The sequence below is a fragment of the Hymenobacter sediminicola genome, assembly GCF_014250515.1.
Taxonomy (GTDB): domain Bacteria; phylum Bacteroidota; class Bacteroidia; order Cytophagales; family Hymenobacteraceae; genus Hymenobacter; species Hymenobacter sediminicola.
In genome coordinates this window covers 3465946-3483652 of the sequence record NZ_CP060202.1, presented here as the reverse complement: position 1 = coordinate 3483652, position 17707 = coordinate 3465946, and the positions used below count along the sequence as shown (strand labels likewise).

The 17707-nt window shown below is 57.7% G+C and carries 16 protein-coding genes; 12 read left to right on the top strand and 4 right to left on the bottom strand.

The window, feature by feature from the left end; all coding sequences use genetic code 11:
- The first annotated feature begins 53 nt into the window (after positions 1-53).
- The 3 genes from mutL (at position 54) to H4317_RS14900 (ending at position 3915) form a co-directional block, all read left to right on the top strand.
- Entirely contained in the window at positions 54-2039 is a 1986-nt protein-coding gene (gene mutL, locus H4317_RS14910) for a DNA mismatch repair endonuclease MutL (RefSeq protein ID WP_185887367.1), read from the top strand.
- A 110-nt stretch (positions 2040-2149) separates the two neighbouring features.
- A complete protein-coding gene (locus tag H4317_RS14905; RefSeq protein WP_185887366.1) occupies positions 2150-2947 on the top strand; it encodes a rhomboid family intramembrane serine protease in 798 nt (265 codons plus the stop codon).
- Between the two features lie 68 nt (positions 2948-3015).
- The gene (locus H4317_RS14900; protein WP_185887365.1) at positions 3016-3915 is read left to right on the top strand and encodes a rhomboid family intramembrane serine protease; all 900 of its coding nucleotides are present in this window, start codon (positions 3016-3018) and stop codon (positions 3913-3915) included.
- A gap of 51 nt (positions 3916-3966) precedes the next feature.
- Here H4317_RS14900 and H4317_RS14895 read toward each other — a convergent pair whose 3' ends face one another.
- The 4 genes from H4317_RS14895 to tilS all read right to left on the bottom strand — a co-directional run bounded on the left by H4317_RS14895 (position 3967) and on the right by tilS (position 8355).
- Positions 3967-4665 carry a DNA alkylation repair protein gene (locus H4317_RS14895; protein WP_185887364.1) on the bottom strand — a complete coding sequence of 233 codons (699 nt, stop codon included), beginning with the start codon at positions 4663-4665 and terminating at the stop codon, positions 3967-3969.
- Between the two features lie 8 nt (positions 4666-4673).
- On the bottom strand, positions 4674-5306 hold the full coding sequence (locus H4317_RS14890; RefSeq protein WP_185887363.1) for a macro domain-containing protein: 633 nt from the start codon (positions 5304-5306) through the stop codon (positions 4674-4676).
- Positions 5307-5414: 108 nt separating this feature from the next.
- The gene (mdh, locus tag H4317_RS14885) at positions 5415-6356 is read right to left on the bottom strand and encodes a malate dehydrogenase (RefSeq protein ID WP_185887362.1); all 942 of its coding nucleotides are present in this window, start codon (positions 6354-6356) and stop codon (positions 5415-5417) included.
- A 667-nt stretch (positions 6357-7023) separates the two neighbouring features.
- Positions 7024-8355: a tRNA lysidine(34) synthetase TilS gene (gene tilS / locus H4317_RS14880; protein ID WP_185887361.1), complete on the bottom strand. Its 1332-nt coding sequence runs from the start codon at positions 8353-8355 to the stop codon at positions 7024-7026.
- Between the two features lie 72 nt (positions 8356-8427).
- On the opposite strand from tilS, the gene H4317_RS14875 reads away from it, so the two are divergent.
- The 9 genes from H4317_RS14875 (at position 8428) to H4317_RS14835 (ending at position 17703) form a co-directional block, all read left to right on the top strand.
- Positions 8428-10185: an OstA-like protein gene (locus H4317_RS14875; RefSeq protein ID WP_185887360.1), complete on the top strand. Its 1758-nt coding sequence runs from the start codon at positions 8428-8430 to the stop codon at positions 10183-10185.
- A gap of 101 nt (positions 10186-10286) precedes the next feature.
- A complete protein-coding gene (locus H4317_RS14870; RefSeq protein WP_185887359.1) occupies positions 10287-11114 on the top strand; it encodes an outer membrane protein assembly factor BamD in 828 nt (275 codons plus the stop codon).
- A gap of 108 nt (positions 11115-11222) precedes the next feature.
- Entirely contained in the window at positions 11223-11576 is a 354-nt protein-coding gene (locus H4317_RS14865; RefSeq protein ID WP_185887358.1) for a DNA-directed RNA polymerase subunit omega, read from the top strand.
- A 12-nt stretch (positions 11577-11588) separates the two neighbouring features.
- On the top strand, positions 11589-12140 hold the full coding sequence (locus tag H4317_RS14860; protein ID WP_185887357.1) for a flavoprotein: 552 nt from the start codon (positions 11589-11591) through the stop codon (positions 12138-12140).
- Between the two features lie 109 nt (positions 12141-12249).
- Positions 12250-12900, top strand: coding sequence for a phosphopantothenoylcysteine decarboxylase domain-containing protein (locus tag H4317_RS14855; RefSeq protein WP_185887356.1), 651 nt, complete (start codon positions 12250-12252; stop codon positions 12898-12900).
- Positions 12866-13822, top strand: a complete 957-nt coding sequence (porD, locus tag H4317_RS14850) for a type IX secretion system protein PorD (protein WP_185887355.1) — start codon at positions 12866-12868, stop codon at positions 13820-13822. Before H4317_RS14855 ends, porD begins: the two co-directional genes overlap by 35 nt.
- A 163-nt stretch (positions 13823-13985) precedes the next feature.
- Positions 13986-15659 carry a DNA repair protein RecN gene (recN, locus tag H4317_RS14845; protein WP_185887354.1) on the top strand — a complete coding sequence of 558 codons (1674 nt, stop codon included), beginning with the start codon at positions 13986-13988 and terminating at the stop codon, positions 15657-15659.
- A 202-nt stretch (positions 15660-15861) separates the two neighbouring features.
- Positions 15862-16683 (top strand): enoyl-ACP reductase FabI, encoded by an 822-nt coding sequence (locus H4317_RS14840; RefSeq protein WP_185887353.1) that lies wholly within the window; start codon positions 15862-15864, stop codon positions 16681-16683.
- A 234-nt stretch (positions 16684-16917) separates the two neighbouring features.
- Positions 16918-17703 (top strand): rhamnogalacturonan acetylesterase, encoded by a 786-nt coding sequence (locus tag H4317_RS14835; RefSeq protein WP_185887352.1) that lies wholly within the window; start codon positions 16918-16920, stop codon positions 17701-17703.
- Positions 17704-17707 lie beyond the last annotated feature (4 nt).

Genomic DNA, 17707 nt, shown 5'->3' with positions numbered 1-17707 from the left:
CAACGGGTTAACGCCTCAGTTTTCATCTTTCGTATCTTTATTTTCTACTTGGCATGGCCGACGTAATTCAACTGCTTCCCGAATATTTGGCCAATCAGATTGCCGCCGGTGAAGTGGTGCAGCGTCCGGCTTCGGCAGTGAAAGAGCTGCTCGAAAATGCTGTGGATGCCGGCGCTACCCAGGTGCAGCTTATTGTAAAAGATGCCGGCAAGCAGTTGGTACAGGTAGTTGACAATGGCGCGGGCATGAGCCCTACCGATGCGCGCATGAGCCTAGAGCGCCACGCCACCAGCAAGATCCGCACCACCGACGACCTGTTCCGCATCCGGACGCTGGGCTTCCGGGGCGAGGCGCTAGCTTCTATTGCGGCCGTGGCCCAGGTGGAGTTGCGCACCAAGCAGCGCGACCAGGACACGGGCACGCTACTGCTCGTGGAAGGCTCCCAGATAACCAGCCAACAACCTGCCGCCTGTCCCGACGGTACCAGCATCAGCGTTAAGAACCTATTTTTCAACGTGCCGGCGCGCCGCAACTTCCTCAAAAGCAACGCGGTGGAGATGCGCCACATCCTCGACGAGTTTCAGCACGTGGCGCTGGCCAACCCCCAGATTACGTTTTCGCTGTTCCAGAACGATCTGGAAGTCTTCAACCTGCCGGCCGGCAAACTCAGCCAGCGCATCGTGAGCCTGCTCGGCAACGGCTATAAGGAGCAGCTGGCAGCCTGCGAGGAAGTCACGCCGTTTCTGTCGGTGAAGGGCTTTATTGGCAAGCCGGAGTCGGCGAAGAAAAGCCGGGGCGACCAGTTTTTCTTTGTCAACAACCGGTTCATCCGCTCGGCCTACCTCAACCACGCCGTGCTGACTGCCTACGAAGGACTGCTGCCCAAAGACACGCACCCGTTTTACGTGCTGTTTCTGGACCTCGACCCCAAGGCCATCGACATCAACGTGCACCCCACCAAAACGGAAATCAAGTTCGAGGACGAGAAGACCGTGTATGCCATTGTGCGGGCCGCCGTGAAGCAAAGCCTGGGCCTACACAACATGGCGCCCTCGCTGGACTTTGAAGGCGACGTGAATTTTGCGCCTATCCAGCCATTGCGCATCTCCTCGAATCAGAAAAACCCATTCACCGACGATTTTCGCCCTGATGCGTTGGCCTCGGCAGCTTCGCAGGCCGCTACACCTAGCCCGCGCGACACCCGCCCCAGTGGTGCCCGCTCCGAGGCCTACGAGCGGCAGTTGCCACCCCGGCCTACCGAGCAGGCCAAGCGTGAGCTGGAAGAATTCTACAAATCTCTCAGCAAGGTGAGCGTGCCCGACGTCGAGCACGAGGCCACGGCCGTTGGAGTGCCTGTGCCGTCAGCATCGGCGCTTACGGCGGCCGCGGCGCCATTTCTTGTAACAGCGCCCTCGGCGGCGGTGCCTTCTGCGCCGGAGCTGCCACTGCGCGAATCGAGTGCCAGCTCCGGCAACAAGGTGCTGCAGGTGCACGGGCAGTATCTGCTGGTGGCCGTGAAATCGGGGCTGATGCTGCTGGACCAGGCGGCGGCGCGGGAACGAATTCTGTACGAGCAGTATGCGCACACGCTGGAGCGCGAAACTGGTGCCTCCCAGACGCTGTTGTTTCCGCGTACCGTCACATTTTCACCCCAGGATTTCGCCATTTTGCGCGAAGTGGAAGAAGCATTGCGCAGCCTCGGGTTCCGCTTCACCGACTTTGGCAAGCATACCATTGCGGTAGAAGGCATTCCGGTTGATGTGCCGGCGCGCGATGAAAAGGAATTGCTGGAAGGGCTAATTGAGCAGTTCCGGACCCATGCTGGCCCTATAAAGCTGGACCGGCGCGAGCAGATGGCCCGGGCCCTGGCCCGCCGGGTGGCCGCTGCTGCCGCCGGGGCCCGCCTCTCCGACACTGAAATGACGACCTTGGTTGATAAGCTCTTTGCCTGCCAGGTGCCCGGCTACACCCCCGACGGCCGCCGCACCCTCGTTATGCTGGAGCTCAGCCAGATTCAGGAGTTTTTCCGTAAGGCGTGATATAGCGCAAATCTTCTGCTTCGTATCTCGTTGCATACGTACCGTCTCGGCGGCATACACCAGCTGCGAAACAACCGCTTCGCGCTACTGCCATTCAACCAGTACCCTTCATGTTCCAACTTACGCCAACTGTCCGCACGCTGCTTATTATCAATGTGCTGATATTCTTTCTGCAGAGCCAGTTTGGTCCGCAGGTTACAGTGCTCGGCGCTTTGTTTCCGTTTGGGTCAGTGTACTTTCAGCCCTGGCAATTCGTGACGTATATGTTCATGCACGGTGGTTTTGGGCACTTGTTCTCCAACATGCTGGGGTTGGTGTTCATTGGGGCTTCGCTGGAAAATGTATGGGGCCCGAAACGTTTCCTGACCTACTGGCTGATCTGCGGCATCGGGGCCGGCGTGCTCTATCAGGGCGTGCGCTCCTACGAGCTGCACCAGATGAACAATGCCCGCATAGCGTTTCAGGAAGAGCCATCGGGCGTTGCCTTCGCAGATTTCTACCGCACCTATTTCCCGGAATCTGGGCAGTCAGCCGTGTCGTTGGCCAACATGCTGCAGCGCGACCCTACCAACCCTGAAATGATAGCCAGCGCCAACAACGCCATTCAGAGCGCCTGCGATATGGCGCTGAATAGTCCATCTGCCGGCATGCTGGGGGCTTCAGGGGCGTTGTTTGGCGTCCTGTTTGCCTTTGGGTTCCTGTTTCCGCACGAAAAGCTCATCATCTTTCCGATTCCAATCCCGATTAAAGCCTGGCTGTTTGTGGCGCTGTACACGGCCTACGAGCTTTACAAAGGCATCCATCCGGTGCCTGGCGACAATGTGGCGCACTTCGCACATTTGGGCGGAATGTTGATTGGGTTCATCGTGTTGAAAATCTGGCAGCGTAACGGTACACACTATGGCTAATCGGGGCCGTACGTTGTTGTAGCACCAAACTGCCTCTCCGTTCTGCCGTCTTCTTTGCTTTTCCACCCATGAGTTTTATCGACGACATCCGGGCTGCCTTTAGCCGGCGCGACAACGCGCTGAGCCAGCTGCTGCTAATCAACGTACTGGCCTTTGTGGCCTTGTTACTGGTGCGGGTCGGCTTGTTTCTGACCACTGGCGGCTCCATCACCATTACGCCCATTCTGGAATGGATTGCGGTGCCCAGTGACCCGCTGCGCCTGCTCACGCGCCCCTGGACGCTGCTCACCTACAGCTTTGCGCATCTTGAGTTTCTGCACATCCTGTTCAATCTTCTGAACCTGTATTGGTTCGGGTCCTTGGTGCGCGAGTACCTCGGCGACCGGAAACTGGTGAGCCTATATATTCTGGGTGCTTTGGCCGGTGCGGCGCTGTACCTCCTGGCTTTCAATCTGATACCGGTTTTTCAAGGTCGTCCAGCTATTCTATATGGTGCCTCGGCCAGTGTCACGGCTATTATAGTGGGTGCCGCTACCTTGCTGCCTGACTACACCTTCAACATCATTCTGCTGGGGCCGGTACGCATCAAATACATTGCGGCTGTAGTGGTGCTAGTATCTATTGCGGGCATTGATGGCAACAACCCCGGTGGCGAAATTGCACACCTGGGCGGGGCGCTGCTTGGCTTCCTGTTCGTAAAACAGCTGCAGCGCGGCCGCGACTTGGGCCGCCCCGTGCAGGCCGTTGGCGACTGGGTGGGGGCGTTGCTTTCCGGCCGGCCACGGCTGCGCGTAACGCACCGGGGTGGCTCGGCGGCGGCTCCAGCTGCCTCGGCTGCGCGCAAAGGAAATTTGCCCAAGCCCGAGCAGGAGGACATCGACGCTATTCTCGATAAGATTTCCCGCTCCGGATACGAAAGCCTTTCGAAGGAAGAAAAGCAGAAGCTCTTCAAAGCCAGTCAGAAATAAGTAACCATCCGTAGCAAATAAAAACGCCCGCTGCCATGGCAGCGGGCGTTTTTATTTGCGCATGTGCCACTGCCGCCGGTCGGGCGGGAGCCGCTCGATGGCGTAGCGCAACGCCGTGCGCGGCAGCTGGCCGTGGTGGTCTGTGAGGAATTCCTCTAGCGCCTCCTCGCTGCGTTTGCCTACTTCGCGCAGCATCCAGCCAGTAGCTTTATGAATCAGGTCGTGGGGGTGGGAGAGAAGTAGCTCGGCCAGTGCAAAGGTGTCCTGAAACTGGTTTTTGCGGATGAAGGCCAGCGTCGAAACAAGCGCCATGCGCTGGCTCCAGAGCTGCGGCTCGGCGGCCAACTCGTATAGCGGCGTGCGGTCCTTGTCGAGCAGATAAGTGCCCACGAGTAGCGGACAGGTGATGTCCACGAGGTTCCAGTTGTTGACGAAGCGCCGGTTAGCCAGATATGCCTTATGAATGGCCTGACGGCCCGCCGGTCCGGCTTTCTGAAACTGCAGCGTCCAGATGATGAGGGCGGTTTGGCGGCTCTCGTGCCAGGGGCTGTGCAGCAGCTTCTCGGTTTCAGCCAGCGGCAGCGCCCGAAACGTACGCGCCACCAGCCGCTGCTGCGGCAAATCGAGTCCCAGGAATTTGTCGCCTTCGCCGTACTCGCCCGGCCCGGTTTTAAAGAAGCGCTGCAGCAGTACGGCGCGCGCCGGGTCGGCCAAGGTGTGCAGCGCAGTTTGGACGGTTTGGGCAGTCATATGGCTACTCAGGCAATATCGTATTTGATATCGGATTCGTTGTGGGTGTAGAAATAGGCGTAGTTGGCGCACATTTCCTGCCAGCCGGTTGCGGTAGCATATTTCTGCTGCATTACATCTTCCCAAGCAATGCGCATCTGGCGGGCGCACACCAATGGTCGAACCTGCCCCACACCAGTACCAAGACCCGGTATGGCTACGCTGGTGATTTTTGATTTTACGGACTCGCCGGTTGGCAGTGTGCCGTGCTCCAACAGAAGCAGAACAGCTTTCATGCTTTGATAGACGTTTGGCCCCCGGGTGATGGTCATGGGCGTGCGCATGGTAGGTGCGGCAATTAGAAAGGGAAATAAGGGGCTCCCTGTTTCCACTATTTCTGCCTGACCTACCAGTAATTCGCCATAGTATTTCTCGCGAATGATGCGTTGTAAGTCTTTTTCCAGATGCCAGCCCAGATGCTTAGAAATGGCAAAGTCGATACCTCCATTCATATAGCCAAAGCTATTAGCGGGGCTAACCAGAGCATCGGCTGGGTGGTCGAAAATGGAACCGTGGCGTACGGTGACCTGCGGAACGTCGGCGAATACGCTTGCCCAAGCATCGGTTACTTCGGGATTGGTGTCAATCAGGTGTATATGCATCTATGAAGTTGAGTGCCTGCAAGGTACCGAATATGCCCAGCGCTACAAGCAAAACCGGCCGCCCCACTTGTGTGGAACGGCCGGTTTTTACTGTGCGTCTGGCGAAGCTTAGGCCGTGGCCTTGCTCATGTTGTCCAGCGCATCCATCACTTCTTTCACGTGGCCGCGCGAGGTTTCCAGCAGTGCCTTCTCCTCGTCGTTCAGCTGCAGCTCGATTACCTTTTCGATGCCGTTTTTGCCCAGGATAACCGGAGCGCCCAAGTACACACCGTCGATGCCGTACTCGCCTTCTAGCTTGATGCACACCGGGAACACGCGGCGCTGGTCGCGCACAATGGCTTCTACCATCTGGGCCGCCGCTGCGCCTGGCGCATACCAAGCCGAGGTACCCATCAGCTTCACCAGCTCGCCACCGCCCTGCGCCGTGCGCTGCACGATGGCGTCGAGGGTAGCCTTGTCAATCAGTTCCGTAACGGGGATGCCGCCCACGGTGGTGTAGCGGGGCAGAGGCACCATGGTGTCGCCGTGGCCACCCATGAGCACTGCCTGAATGTCTTTGGGGCTTACGTTGAGGGCTTCGGCCAGGAAGGCGCGGTAGCGGGCCGTATCGAGAATGCCGGCCATGCCGAATACCTTAGTGCGGGGCAGACCCGACGTGAGGTGGGCCTGGTAGGTCATCACGTCGAGCGGATTGCTCACGATGATGATGATGGCGTTGGGCGAGTATTTTACCACCTGCTCCGTCACCGATTTCACGATACTGGCGTTGGTCGAAATCAGGTCGTCGCGGGTCATGCCGGGCTTGCGGGGCAGGCCGGAAGTAATTACCACCACGTCCGAGTCGGCGGTGCGGCTGTAGTCGCCGGTGACGCCCACTGTGCGCGAGTCGTAGCCGATGATGGGGGCTTTTTGCCAGATATCAAGCGCTTTGCCTTCGGCGAAGCCTTCTTTGATGTCAACCAGAACAATTTCGTTGGCAATTTCGCGGGTGGCCAAAACGTCGGCGCAGGTAGCGCCCACGTTGCCAGCCCCAACTACGGTAACTTTCATCGGGTGAGGAATTGGGTGTACGATTTAGGTTCGGCCGTAAAGCTACTCTATAGAAGCGAGAGGTAGGAGGGAGATGCCAGAATTTGGTTGCAACGCGCCAGCCGGTCGTCGAGAATGGCGCGTAGGGCTTTTAATGTGGCACATACGCCTTATTTCTATCTAATTTGACGCCACAGCGGTGAAGCGCAAAGGAAAACGTATCAATACAACAGAATAGCGTGCATGAACCGCTGCCACTTCATTCCACGGTCTAGCTGCACACTGTCTGGCACAGGGTATTCATAATGCAGCTTGCTGCCATACGGAGCATAGACAGCATATCTGACTATGTATCGGTCACCGATGCGTGCTTTATGATCCCACATGTAAGAGCTTTCATACCGCACCCCCTCCACATTATAAGTATAATCTATTAGAGGCTCGAAACGGTTGCCGCGTCGTTTTTCAACAACTCGTCCAATCGTGTAGCTGTGTTTGATCCAAATATTTATCTCTCCATACATTCCCCACAACAGAGCTCCAACAAGGCAGCAGATGACCAGCCAACTGAAACCTAGTTTCAATCTTTCGTAAAACATGTTCCAATTATGATGTTCTTCCATCTATTGTTAAGAGCGTACTAATCGCGCCTTACGCTTGTGAAAAAAGCAGCGTATCTGGAAGATTTTTACATCCGCTTCACCACCAGCACCCGTTCGGTGTCGTCGTTCACGCGGAACCGTTCGTCGGGCCGGAAGCCGATGACCCAGGCAATTTTGCCGTCGCCGGAGCAGAGCACCTGCACGTTGTCTTTGAGGTTGAGGGGTACTTTCTGGTCGATGAGGAAGTCGGAAAGCTTTTTCTTGCCTTTCATACCGATGGGCATAAACCAGTCGCCTTCCTGCCAGGGCCGCACGATGAGCGGAAACTTCAGCGCGTCGGCGTCGAGGGCGGCCACGGCTTTGCCGCGCGGCACCTCAAACGTTTCGGTCACTTCCTGCAACTCCAGGCGCAGGTGCAGGCCATCAATCTTGAGTACTTCCTGCCCGGCCTGTAGCTGATGTGTGCCGAATTTGGTGAGGTTTTTCGGGGTGATGACCAGTTGCTCACGGTCCTTCACCAACCGGTGCGTCGGCGACTCGAAGCGGCGGCCCGACTCAGCCGGGAAAGCCGCCACAATGTCCTTCACCACCGGAAAGGTGAACCCGAACGGTCGCAGCAGCTCGTGTAGCACCAGCGTGGTAGCGGCGGTTTTTTGCAGAAGCCGAATGTCGAGGTAAGTGGCGTCGGCCTCGGTGCGCTGGGCCTCGGCGGCAGTGTCCTGCACGTAGCGGCGCACAATTTCCTCGGCCCCGCCCACCCGCTCAGCCGTGAACTGCAGCGTCTGGTCGAGGTTGGGGTTGATGTCGCGCAGCACGGGCAGCACCTCTTGGCGCAGGCGGTTGCGCTGGTACACGGGACTGTCGTTGGAGGCGTCTTCGCGCCACATCAGCTGGTTTTCCACCAGATACTCGAACAGCTCCGGCTTGCCGATACCTAGCAACGGCCGCACGATAGCGCCGTTTTTGGGCGGAATGCCGTGCAAACCCGCCAGCCCGGTGCCGTGGGTGAGGTTGAGCAGCATGGTTTCGGCGGCGTCGCGCTGGTGGTGGGCGGTGGCTATATAGGTGAGGCCCTGCGTCTGCCGGATTCGCTCAAACCACTCGTAGCGTAGTGCCCGGGCCGCCATCTGGGTCGAAATGCCTTCCTGTTCGGCAAACGCCTTGGTCTGGAAGAACTCGGCGAAATAGGGCACCTCGTACTTCTTGGCCAACTTGCGCACAAACTGCTCGTCGGCATCGGCCTCGTCGCCGCGCAGCCCAAAATGGCAGTGCGCCACAGCAAACTGCGCGCCCAACCGGTGCAGCACGTCGGCCAGCGCCACCGAGTCCTGCCCGCCGCTGACGGCCACCAGCAGCGTATCTGTTTCCAGCGAAAAGAGCTGATGTTCCTGAATAAAGTGGCGAACCTGGTCGAGCATGGGGGAGGGGGCAATGTATCGGAACTGCAAAGATGGACGTTAGCGGCGGGCCTTCCGTACCTTCGCGTCGAAATGTCCCTGTCCAAGTCACTTTTTCTGCTCTGGCTGGCGCTGCTGCCGGCCTTTTCCTTCGCCCAGCAGCGGCCGGCGGCCCGCCCGGCGGCGCAGCCTACGCCGCCCAAAGGCTCCCGTATCGAACTGCTGCCCGGCACGCAGCGGCTCATCGGCGGCACGTTCAACGGCGTGGAAATCCGCAAGCTGATCGGCAACGTGAGCTTCCGGCAGGGCACCACGTTGCTCTACTGCGACTCAGCCTATCAGTATCTGGAGAAAAATGCGCTGGAAGCCTTCAGCAACGTGCGCATCATCCAGAACGACACTATCACCATCACCGGCGACCGGGGCACCTACGACGGCGACACGCGCAAGGCCCGCATCACCGGCAACGTGACCATGCGCGACCCGCGCATGACGCTCACCACGCAGGTGCTCGACTACGACCTGGACCGCAACCTGGCCTATTACAGCACCGGCGGCCACCTCGTCGACCCCGAAAACACGCTCGACAGCCGCTTCGGCTACTATAACACTACCAGCAAAGTCTTCAGCTTCAAGCGCGACGTGAAGCTGGTAACCAAGGACAACACCATCGACACCGACACGCTGCAGTACAATACGGTGTCGAAGGTGGCGTACTTCCTCGGGCCCACGCGCATCAAGGGCCGGCAGGGCACGCTCTACGCCGAAAACGGCACGTACAACACCATCACGCGGGTATCGAACTTCCAGAAAAACGCCAAAATCGAGACGCCCAACTACCTGCTCGGCGGCGACCGGCTGGTGTACGACGAAACCCGGCAGTATGGCGTGGCTACCGGCCACGTCTCGATGACCAGCAAAAAGGACAACCTCGTAATCCGGGGCGACGTGGGGCGCTACTGGCGGGCACTGGGCCGCACCAAAGTGTACGGCGTGCCCGTAATGCGCAACATTTCGGGCAAAGACACGCTGTATCTGGCCGCCGATACGCTCATCAGCCAGGAAGGCCGCCCGCCGCTCAACGAGGCCGGCGTGCTGTACGCCTTTCCGAAAGCCAAGATCTTCCGCACCGACCTGCAGGGTCGCGCCGACTCGCTGACCTATGACCGGCAGGATTCCATCATCTACCTCAACAAAAACCCGATTCTCTGGAACGAGAAAAACCAGCTGACCGCCGACAGCATGGAAATCCGGCAGCGCAATGGCAAAGTGGACCAGATGCGCCTCTATGCTAACTCGTTCATTATCGGGCAGGACACGCTACTGAACTTCAATCAGGTGAAGGGCCGCAACATGGTGGCATACTTCCAGAGCAACTCGATAAAAAAAGTAGACGTGCTTGGCAACGCCGAGAGCCTCTACTATGCTCTTGAAGGCGACACGGCCGTGAGTGGCATGAACAAAGCCGCGTCGGCCACGATGGCGCTGCGCTTTGCCGAGAGCAAGCTCCAGACCATCAGTTTTCTGACCAACCCCGATGCCAGCTTCATTCCGCCCCATGAGCTAAAGCCCGAAGATGAGAAGCTGAAAGATTTCAAGTGGCGCCCCACGGAACGCCCCACCCGCCGCGCCGTGTTAGGCAAGCACTTCGCGCTTCCGGTGAAAGCTAAGGCCAAGTCCAAAGCCAAAACTCCGGCCAAAGCCAGCACGAAAGCCAAACCGAAAGCAACTTCAAAAGCCAAGACGAAAGCCGCTGCTAGAGCGCCTGTCCGCCGGGCGGCTCCCGCAAAACCCGCCCCGAAAGTGCCGGCCAATGCCCCGAAACCCGTGGTACGGCCGGCCGTCAAGTAGCGTTTTTCTTCTATATCAACTGCCCGCGCTGCGCACCTGCCGCGCAGGCCAATAGGTGCCGGGTTTGATTCGGCTCCACAATCCGTTACCTTTGCGCCCTTATGCATACTTTTCGCCCGACCCTTTTTGTTCTGTTGTTGAGCACCTTGCTGCTTGGCGCCTGCACCGGCTACCAGAAACTGCTCAAGAGCAGCGACGTGAACAAGAAGTACGAAGCTGCCATCCAGTACTACGATAAGGGCGACTATTTCAAGGCCGGAACACTGCTCGAAGACCTCGTGCCGCTGCTGAAAGGCCGCCCGGAAGCTGAAAAGGCGCAGTTCTACTTCGCCAACACCAACTTCCGCCAGCGCAACTACACGCTCAGTTCCTACTACTTCAAAAGCTTCGCCGATACGTATCCTAACTCCACGTACGCGGAGGAAGCCACTTTCCTACAGGCCAAATCCCTGTTCCGCGACTCGCCGGAATGGGAGCTGGACCAAACCAACACGTATTCGGCGCTGGAAACCATTCAGGAGTTCCTGAACCGCTACCCGAACAGCACGTTCCGCCCGGAGGCCGAAAATATGTCGCAGGAGTTGCAGAAAAAACTGGAGCTGAAAGCGTATCAGGGGGCCAGGCTGTATTACAACCTGCGCTACTATCAGTCGGCTGTGGTAGCCTTGGGGGGCTTCCAGCAGCAGTTTCCGGCCTCTGCCTTCAATGAAGAGGCCGAATTTCTGAAAGTGAGTGCCCAGTATGATCTGGCCCGCGAAAGTGTACTGGAAAAGCAGCGGGAACGGTATATGGAAGTGGTGGCGTTCTACCAGCACTTCATTGACACCTATCCGCAGAGCCGCCACCTCAAAGATGCCGAGCGGATGTACACCGATGCGCAGGCACAAATAGCCAAGCTCAAACCTTCTGAGCCTACGGCCGCAAACTAACGCTGCTGGTTGGCAGGCCTCGGGATAAGCTGAACGAGTTTCAGCCTTGCCACGGGCCTTTGGACCACCACAGCACATCAGCAACTCAAAAATCAGCACATTAGCATCATGAAAGCTCCTAACCACGTCCCTGCCTCCATCGTGACCCGCAACATGTCGGACTTTACTGCCGAAACGGGCAACGTCTACGAAAGCATTGCCATCATCTCGAAGCGTGCCAACCAGATTTCGGTGAAGCTGAAAGAGGAGCTGAACGGCAAGCTGGCCGAGTTTGCTACCACCGTTGATAACCTGGAAGAGGTGTTCGAAAACCGGGAGCAAATCGAAATCAGCAAGCACTACGAGCGTCTGCCCAAGCCCACCAACTTGGCTGTAGAAGAGTTTTTGGAAGGTAAAGTGCATTTCCGTACTCCGTCGGAGTTCGACGAGAACGGCAACCTGCGCGCTATCGAGGGTCAATAGTCCCGCATGGGAATGCCGCTGCAAGACCGCAAGATTTTATTGGGGGTTTGCGGCAGCATTGCCGCCTATAAAGCCGCGCCGCTGGTGCGGCTGCTAGTGAAGGCCGGAGCCGAGGTGCAAGTCATTCTGACTGCCTCGGCTTCGGCCTTTGTTACGCCCCTTACGCTCGGTACGCTATCCAAGAAACCTGTTCTGCAGGGCTTTTTGAAGGATGAAGCGGCTGGCGAATGGCACAACCACGTGCACCTGGGGCTATGGGCCGATGTGCTGCTGGTGGCGCCGGTTTCGGCCAATACGCTGGCCCATTTCGCGCACGGCCTCTGCGACTCGCTGCTCGATGCTGTATATCTTTCAGCCCGCTGCCCGGTATTGCTGGCCCCCGCCATGGACTTGGATATGTATGCCCACCCGGCTACTACAGCTAATCTGGCGACGTTGCGCTCCTACGGCAATATCGTGCTCGACTCGCCGGCCGGAGAGTTGGCCAGCGGCCTTTCAGGGCCCGGCCGTATGCTGGAGCCCGAGGATATTGTGGCAGAGCTAGAGCGGTTTTTCAATCGTTAAATTCTCCTGTCATCCTGAGCTTGCGAGGGACCTTATCACAGTTGAACGAGGCATCATATCGTAAGCCTAGCGTAACAAGCTCAGGATGACAGTGCTCTTAACTTAAAATATGCGCGTTCTTATCACGGCCGGCCCCACCTACGAACCCCTCGACCCGGTTCGCTTCATCGGCAACCACAGCACTGGCAAGATGGGCTACGCGCTGGCGGAAGCTTTTGCCGCTATCGGGGCCGAGGTGACACTCATTAGTGGCCCCACCAGTCTGCCTAACCCAGCTCATCCAAGCATCCGGACGCAGCGGGTGGAAACCGCCGACCAGATGTATGTTGCCGCTGCTGCTGTAGCATCTGAGGCCGATGTATGGGTTTTTGCGGCGGCGGTGGCCGACTACAAGCCTGCGCAGGTAGCCGCCGAGAAGATCAAAAAATCCGGCGACACACTGACGCTGGAGTTGGTGAAGAACGTAGATATTGCGGCGACACTGGGGAAAACGAAGCGGCCCGAACAATTTTCGGTGGGTTTTGCGTTGGAGACGAACAACGAGCAGGCTCATGCGCTGGACAAGCTGCACCGCAAAAACTTCGACCTCGTGGTGCTAAACTCGCTGCGTGATGCCGGTGCTGGATTTCGCCACGACACCAATAAAGTGACGCTGCTGGACGCGCAGGGCCAAACTCGTATCTTTGAAGTAAAGCCGAAAGCCGAAGTGGCTCAGGATATTGTGGATGCTGTTCTTGCCCGCCTGCCTCGTGAAGTATAAAAAGCTGCTGCCCGCCGTACTGATTGCCTTGATTTCGCTGCTGACCAGCCCGCTGGCGCAGGCCCAGGAAATCCAGGCGGAAGTGCGCATTACCACCGAAAACGTAACCATTTCGGATCGGCAGCTAGTACAGCAGATGCAGAACGATATGCAGTCGTTTCTGAATACCCGTTCCTTCACGAGCCAGACGTACCGGCCGGAGGAACGCATCCGGATGCGGATTTTCGTGGGCATCACGGGCATTCCGCAGAGCGGGCAGTACGTGGCCACGGCCCGGATTGTGTCGTCGCGGCCGGTGTATGGCACCGGCTACGAAACCAACCTGCTGAGCTTCGCCGACCGGAATTTCCTGTTCAACTACTCGCCACAAAACCCGATTGATTTCTCCGAAAACAACTTCGTGGGTAATCTTTCGTCGCTGCTGACCTTTTACGCCTACCTTACTATTGGCCTCGACCAGGACAGCTTCTCTCGCCTCGGCGGCTCACCGTACTACGACCGGGCCCGGATTGTGCTACAGAATGCTTCTTCGCAAACGGTAACCAACGAGCAGGACGAAGCCTGGAAAGATGGGCAAACTCGCAACCGCTACTGGCTGCTCAACAACCTGCAGGATCCGCAGCTGGAAGCCTTCCGTACCGGAATTTATGCTTACTACCGGCAGGGGCTGGATATTTTTATCGAAAAGCCAGATGAAGCCCGTACCAGCATTTTTACGGCGCTTCAGGCTGTGCAGCAGGCTGCTCTACGGCGGCCCGGCACGCTGCTGGCCCGTTCCTTTTTCGATACGAAGGCAGACGAAATTGCCAATATCTTCCGTAGTGCCCCCGACGCCCAGCAAAAGCAAACATTAGCTAATTTGTTGACGGAAGTAGACCCCACAAATTCAGCAAAGTATCAGGCCATCGTGCGCCCGCGGTAATCCTGTTTGGGCTGGCGTAATTCTTTATTGCGAAAATAATTGGCATTTGACTAAGTGAACTAGTAGCTTTGCTAAAGCTACTAGACCCGGTTTGGCATAACAGGTCCGTAGCACAATTTTTTGGCAGCTACGGCCGGTCGTCCGGCTTTTCATTTGGTTGGCTATGCTCATTGACCTCCGCATCCGAAACTACGCCCTGATTGAGCAGCTGCAACTGCAGCCTTCGGCGCTCCTCAACATTATCACCGGCGAAACTGGCGCCGGTAAGTCCATCATGCTGGGGGCTATTGGCTTGCTGCTCGGCAACCGCGCCGACTCGCGCATGCTATTCGACACGGATAAGAAGTGCGTGATTGAGGGCCAGTTCGACATCAGCAGCTATCAGCTACAGGATATTTTCGAGTCCGAAGACCTCGATTACGACGCACAGTGCATTCTGCGGCGCGAAATAAGCCCGGGCGGCAAGAGCCGAGCCTTCGTGAACGATACGCCCGTGACGCTGGAAACTCTGCGCCACATCGGGGCCAATCTGATGGACATTCATTCCCAGCACGATACGCTGCTGCTCGGAGATGCAGTGTTTCAACTGAACCTGCTGGACCTATATGCCGGGCTGGTACCTACTCGGGCCCAGTACAGCAATGCCTACCGCCAGTACCGCAAGCTCGAAACCGACCTGAAAGCTCTGGAAGACCAAGTGGCGCAGGCCAACAAGGAGCTGGACTACCACAGTTTCCTGCTTAACGAGCTGGAGGACGCCCGCCTCGACAACGAGCAGCAGGATGAGCTGGAGCAGGAGGTGAAGGAGCTGGAGCACGCCGAGGAAATTAAATACAAGCTTACTAACGCCCTGCAGGCGCTGAGCGAAGGCGAATACTGCGCGACAGGTGCCCTGAAAGACGCTGCTACGCTGCTGGGCCAGATTTCCCCATACTCAGAAGCAGCCCGCGAACTGAAGCACCGGCTGGATAGCTGCTTGATTGAGCTACATGATATTGCCGACGAAATAGAAGCCGTGGAACGCCGTACCGAAGGCGACCCGGCCCGCATCGACGAGTTGCAGGGCCGCCTGAACGCACTCTACAGCCTGCAGCGCAAGCACCAGGTGCGCGACGTAGTGGCCTTGTTGGCCGTGCGCTCCGATCTGCGCGACAAGGTCAGCTCCGTGCTCAACCTCGATAAGCAGATAAACCGCCTCCGCCGCGACGCGGAAGCTACGCTGGCTACCGTCACCAAGCAGGCCACGCGTCTTTCCGAGGCCCGCCGCAAGGTGTTCCCGAAGTTTGAGAAAGAGTTGGCCGCGCTGCTTTCGGATTTGGGCATGCCGCACTCGCGCATTGTGGTGCAGCATCAGGAAGGTGTTCCGGCTGCCAGCGGCATCGACATTATCAGCATCCTGTTTTCGGCTAACAAAGGCGCCCAGCCCCAGACGTTGAGCAAGTCGGCCTCCGGCGGTGAATTCTCGCGCCTGATGCTGTGCATCAAGTATATGCTGGCCGACAAAACGGCTCTACCGACTATCGTGTTTGATGAGATTGATACGGGTATCAGCGGGGAAATTGCGGTGAAAGTGGGCCGCATGATGCAACAGATGGCCAAAAAGCATCAGCTCATCACCATCTCGCACCTGCCGCAGATGGCGGCCGCCGGCGACACGCACTATTTTGTATACAAGGAAGACCGCGCCGACCGCACCGTGAGCCGCATCCGGCTGCTGAGCCTGGAGGAGCGGATTCAGGAAATTGCTCAGATGATTTCGGGGGCCAAGCCCAGCCAGCACGCCTACCAGAGCGCCCGCGAGCTGCTGGCCATGCGCGGCGAGGAGTTGGTAGGGTAAGGGAAAAGAAAATTAGCAGCGTCATTCCGGACGCAGCCGGGGAATCTCGCTGGAGTGGTAAACTCATTTACTGCACCAATGAGATTCCCCGGCTGTACCCGTGATGACGCTGTTTTTAGCAGGATGTACTGCTCTTGGTATTACATTCTTTATTTTTTTGCCTCTTTTGTACTTCAAACGTCAACATTTCCCCACTCCCTATATGGCTAGTAACCTGCTCGCGGGCAAAGTCGGTATCATTTCCGGCGCGCTGAACGAAGAATCCATTGCTTGGAAAGTAGCGCTTAAGGCCCACGCCGAAGGTGCCCGCATTGTACTTACCAATGCCCCGCTGGCCATGCGCATGGGCGAAATCAACAAGCTCGCCGAGCAGTGCAACGCGCCCATCATTCCGGCCGATGCTACTTCTATGGAGGACCTGGAAAAGCTGTTCAGCGGTGCGCAGGAGCACTTTGGTGGCAAGCTGGACTTCGTGCTGCACAGCATTGGCATGAGCGCCAACATCCGCAAGGGCAAGCACTACGGCGAGTTGAACTACGAGTGGTTCCAGAAGACTCTGGACGTGTCGGCGCTGTCTTTCCATAAGATGCTGGCTGTGGCCGAAAAGCAGGATGCCTTCAACGAATGGGGTTCGGCTGTAGCGCTGTCATACATTGCCGCGCAGCGCGCTTTCCTTGACTACACGGATATGTCGCAGGCTAAAGCGGTGCTCGAAAGCATTGCCCGTAGCTACGGCCAGCGCCTCGGCAAGCTCAAAAAAGTGCGCGTGAACACCATTTCACAGTCGCCGACCAAAACGACGGCCGGTACTGGTATCAGTGGCTTCGATGCTTTCTACGAGTACGCCAACCGCCTCTCGCCGCTAGGCAACGCTCCGGCCGAAGCCTGCGCCGACTACTGCATTTCGCTGTTTTCGGACCTGACCCGCTACGTGACCATGCAGAACCTCATGCACGACGGCGGCTTCAGCACCACCGGCATCTCGGAGGAAATCGTGGAGTTGATGTCGAAAGCCAATTCGTAGGTTTCTGACGCCCGATAAATCAAAAGCCCGGCCGGTTGGACGGGCTTTTTTGTACGGTTTCAGGGCGGAAGACCCTACGCTTTCTATCAGATACCTTTTGTGTGTGGCCTACTGCCAGCACGTGGCAACGTTCCCGGCAACGTTTGCGCGGAAATAGCTCAGAATTGGTGCCGGTAAGCGGTGGGTTTGCAGTATTATGTCTGTTGTAAGCTCCCGCCACCCCACCCGTTTTGCATGAGATGTAGACTCGATAAAGCCCTTTGGGGGCTGTTATTACTCGTGTTGCTGGCTTTTGCGCCGGCACCACCTGCCAAAATCACCGTCTACCTCATCGGCGACTCTACCATGTCCATAAAGGAGCGCCGGTACTACCCGGAAACGGGGTGGGGAATGCCATTTACAGTGTTTTTTGACGAAACGGTAACTGTTGACAACCGGGCCCAAAATGGCCGTAGCACCAAGTCGTTCATAGCCGAAAACCGTTGGCAGCCCGTGGCCGACGCCCTGAAGCCCGGCGACTATGTGCTGATTCAGTTCGGGCGCAACGACGAGGTGCCCACCAAGCGCAGCTACACGCCCGAAGCCGACTACAAGGCAAATCTGGTGCGTTTCATTACTGAAACCCGCGCCAAAAAAGCCACGCCGGTGCTTCTGACGCCGGTGGCGCGGCGCAAATTTGATGCAGCCGGCAAGGTGGAGGGCACGCACACCGTGTATTCGGGCATTGTGCGCACGGTAGCGCAGGAGCAGGGCGTGCCCCTCATTGACCTAGACCAGACTAGCCAGGCGCTGCTACAGGAGTTTGGCGTGGATAACTCGAAGCTGCTCTTCAACCAGCTGGCCCCAGGCGAGCATCCTAACTACCCCGCCGGCCGCGACGACAACACGCACTTTTCGGAGTTGGGCGCCCGCAAGATGGCACAGCTCGTGCTAGCCGATATCCGCCGGCTCAAGCTGGAGCTGGCCGACCGGATTGTGCGGCAGGAAGTGAAGAAAACCGTGGACCCGCAGGCCCGCTAAAGCT

Excerpts from the sequence above, each read along its gene's own strand:
- mutL (WP_185887367.1), top strand. The coding sequence starts at position 54 with ATGGCCGACGTAATTCAACTGCTTCCCGAATATTTGGCCAATCAGATT.
- H4317_RS14905 (WP_185887366.1), top strand. The coding sequence starts at position 2,150 with ATGTTCCAACTTACGCCAACTGTCCGCACGCTGCTTATTATCAATGTG.
- H4317_RS14900 (WP_185887365.1), top strand. The coding sequence starts at position 3,016 with ATGAGTTTTATCGACGACATCCGGGCTGCCTTTAGCCGGCGCGACAAC.
- H4317_RS14895 (WP_185887364.1), bottom strand. The coding sequence starts at position 4,665 with ATGACTGCCCAAACCGTCCAAACTGCGCTGCACACCTTGGCCGACCCG.
- H4317_RS14890 (WP_185887363.1), bottom strand. The coding sequence starts at position 5,306 with ATGCATATACACCTGATTGACACCAATCCCGAAGTAACCGATGCTTGG.
- mdh (WP_185887362.1), bottom strand. The coding sequence starts at position 6,356 with ATGAAAGTTACCGTAGTTGGGGCTGGCAACGTGGGCGCTACCTGCGCC.
- tilS (WP_185887361.1), bottom strand. The coding sequence starts at position 8,355 with ATGCTCGACCAGGTTCGCCACTTTATTCAGGAACATCAGCTCTTTTCG.
- H4317_RS14875 (WP_185887360.1), top strand. The coding sequence starts at position 8,428 with ATGTCCCTGTCCAAGTCACTTTTTCTGCTCTGGCTGGCGCTGCTGCCG.
- H4317_RS14870 (WP_185887359.1), top strand. The coding sequence starts at position 10,287 with ATGCATACTTTTCGCCCGACCCTTTTTGTTCTGTTGTTGAGCACCTTG.
- H4317_RS14865 (WP_185887358.1), top strand. The coding sequence starts at position 11,223 with ATGAAAGCTCCTAACCACGTCCCTGCCTCCATCGTGACCCGCAACATG.
- H4317_RS14860 (WP_185887357.1), top strand. The coding sequence starts at position 11,589 with ATGCCGCTGCAAGACCGCAAGATTTTATTGGGGGTTTGCGGCAGCATT.
- H4317_RS14855 (WP_185887356.1), top strand. The coding sequence starts at position 12,250 with ATGCGCGTTCTTATCACGGCCGGCCCCACCTACGAACCCCTCGACCCG.
- porD (WP_185887355.1), top strand. The coding sequence starts at position 12,866 with ATGCTGTTCTTGCCCGCCTGCCTCGTGAAGTATAAAAAGCTGCTGCCC.
- recN (WP_185887354.1), top strand. The coding sequence starts at position 13,986 with ATGCTCATTGACCTCCGCATCCGAAACTACGCCCTGATTGAGCAGCTG.
- H4317_RS14840 (WP_185887353.1), top strand. The coding sequence starts at position 15,862 with ATGGCTAGTAACCTGCTCGCGGGCAAAGTCGGTATCATTTCCGGCGCG.
- H4317_RS14835 (WP_185887352.1), top strand. The coding sequence starts at position 16,918 with ATGAGATGTAGACTCGATAAAGCCCTTTGGGGGCTGTTATTACTCGTG.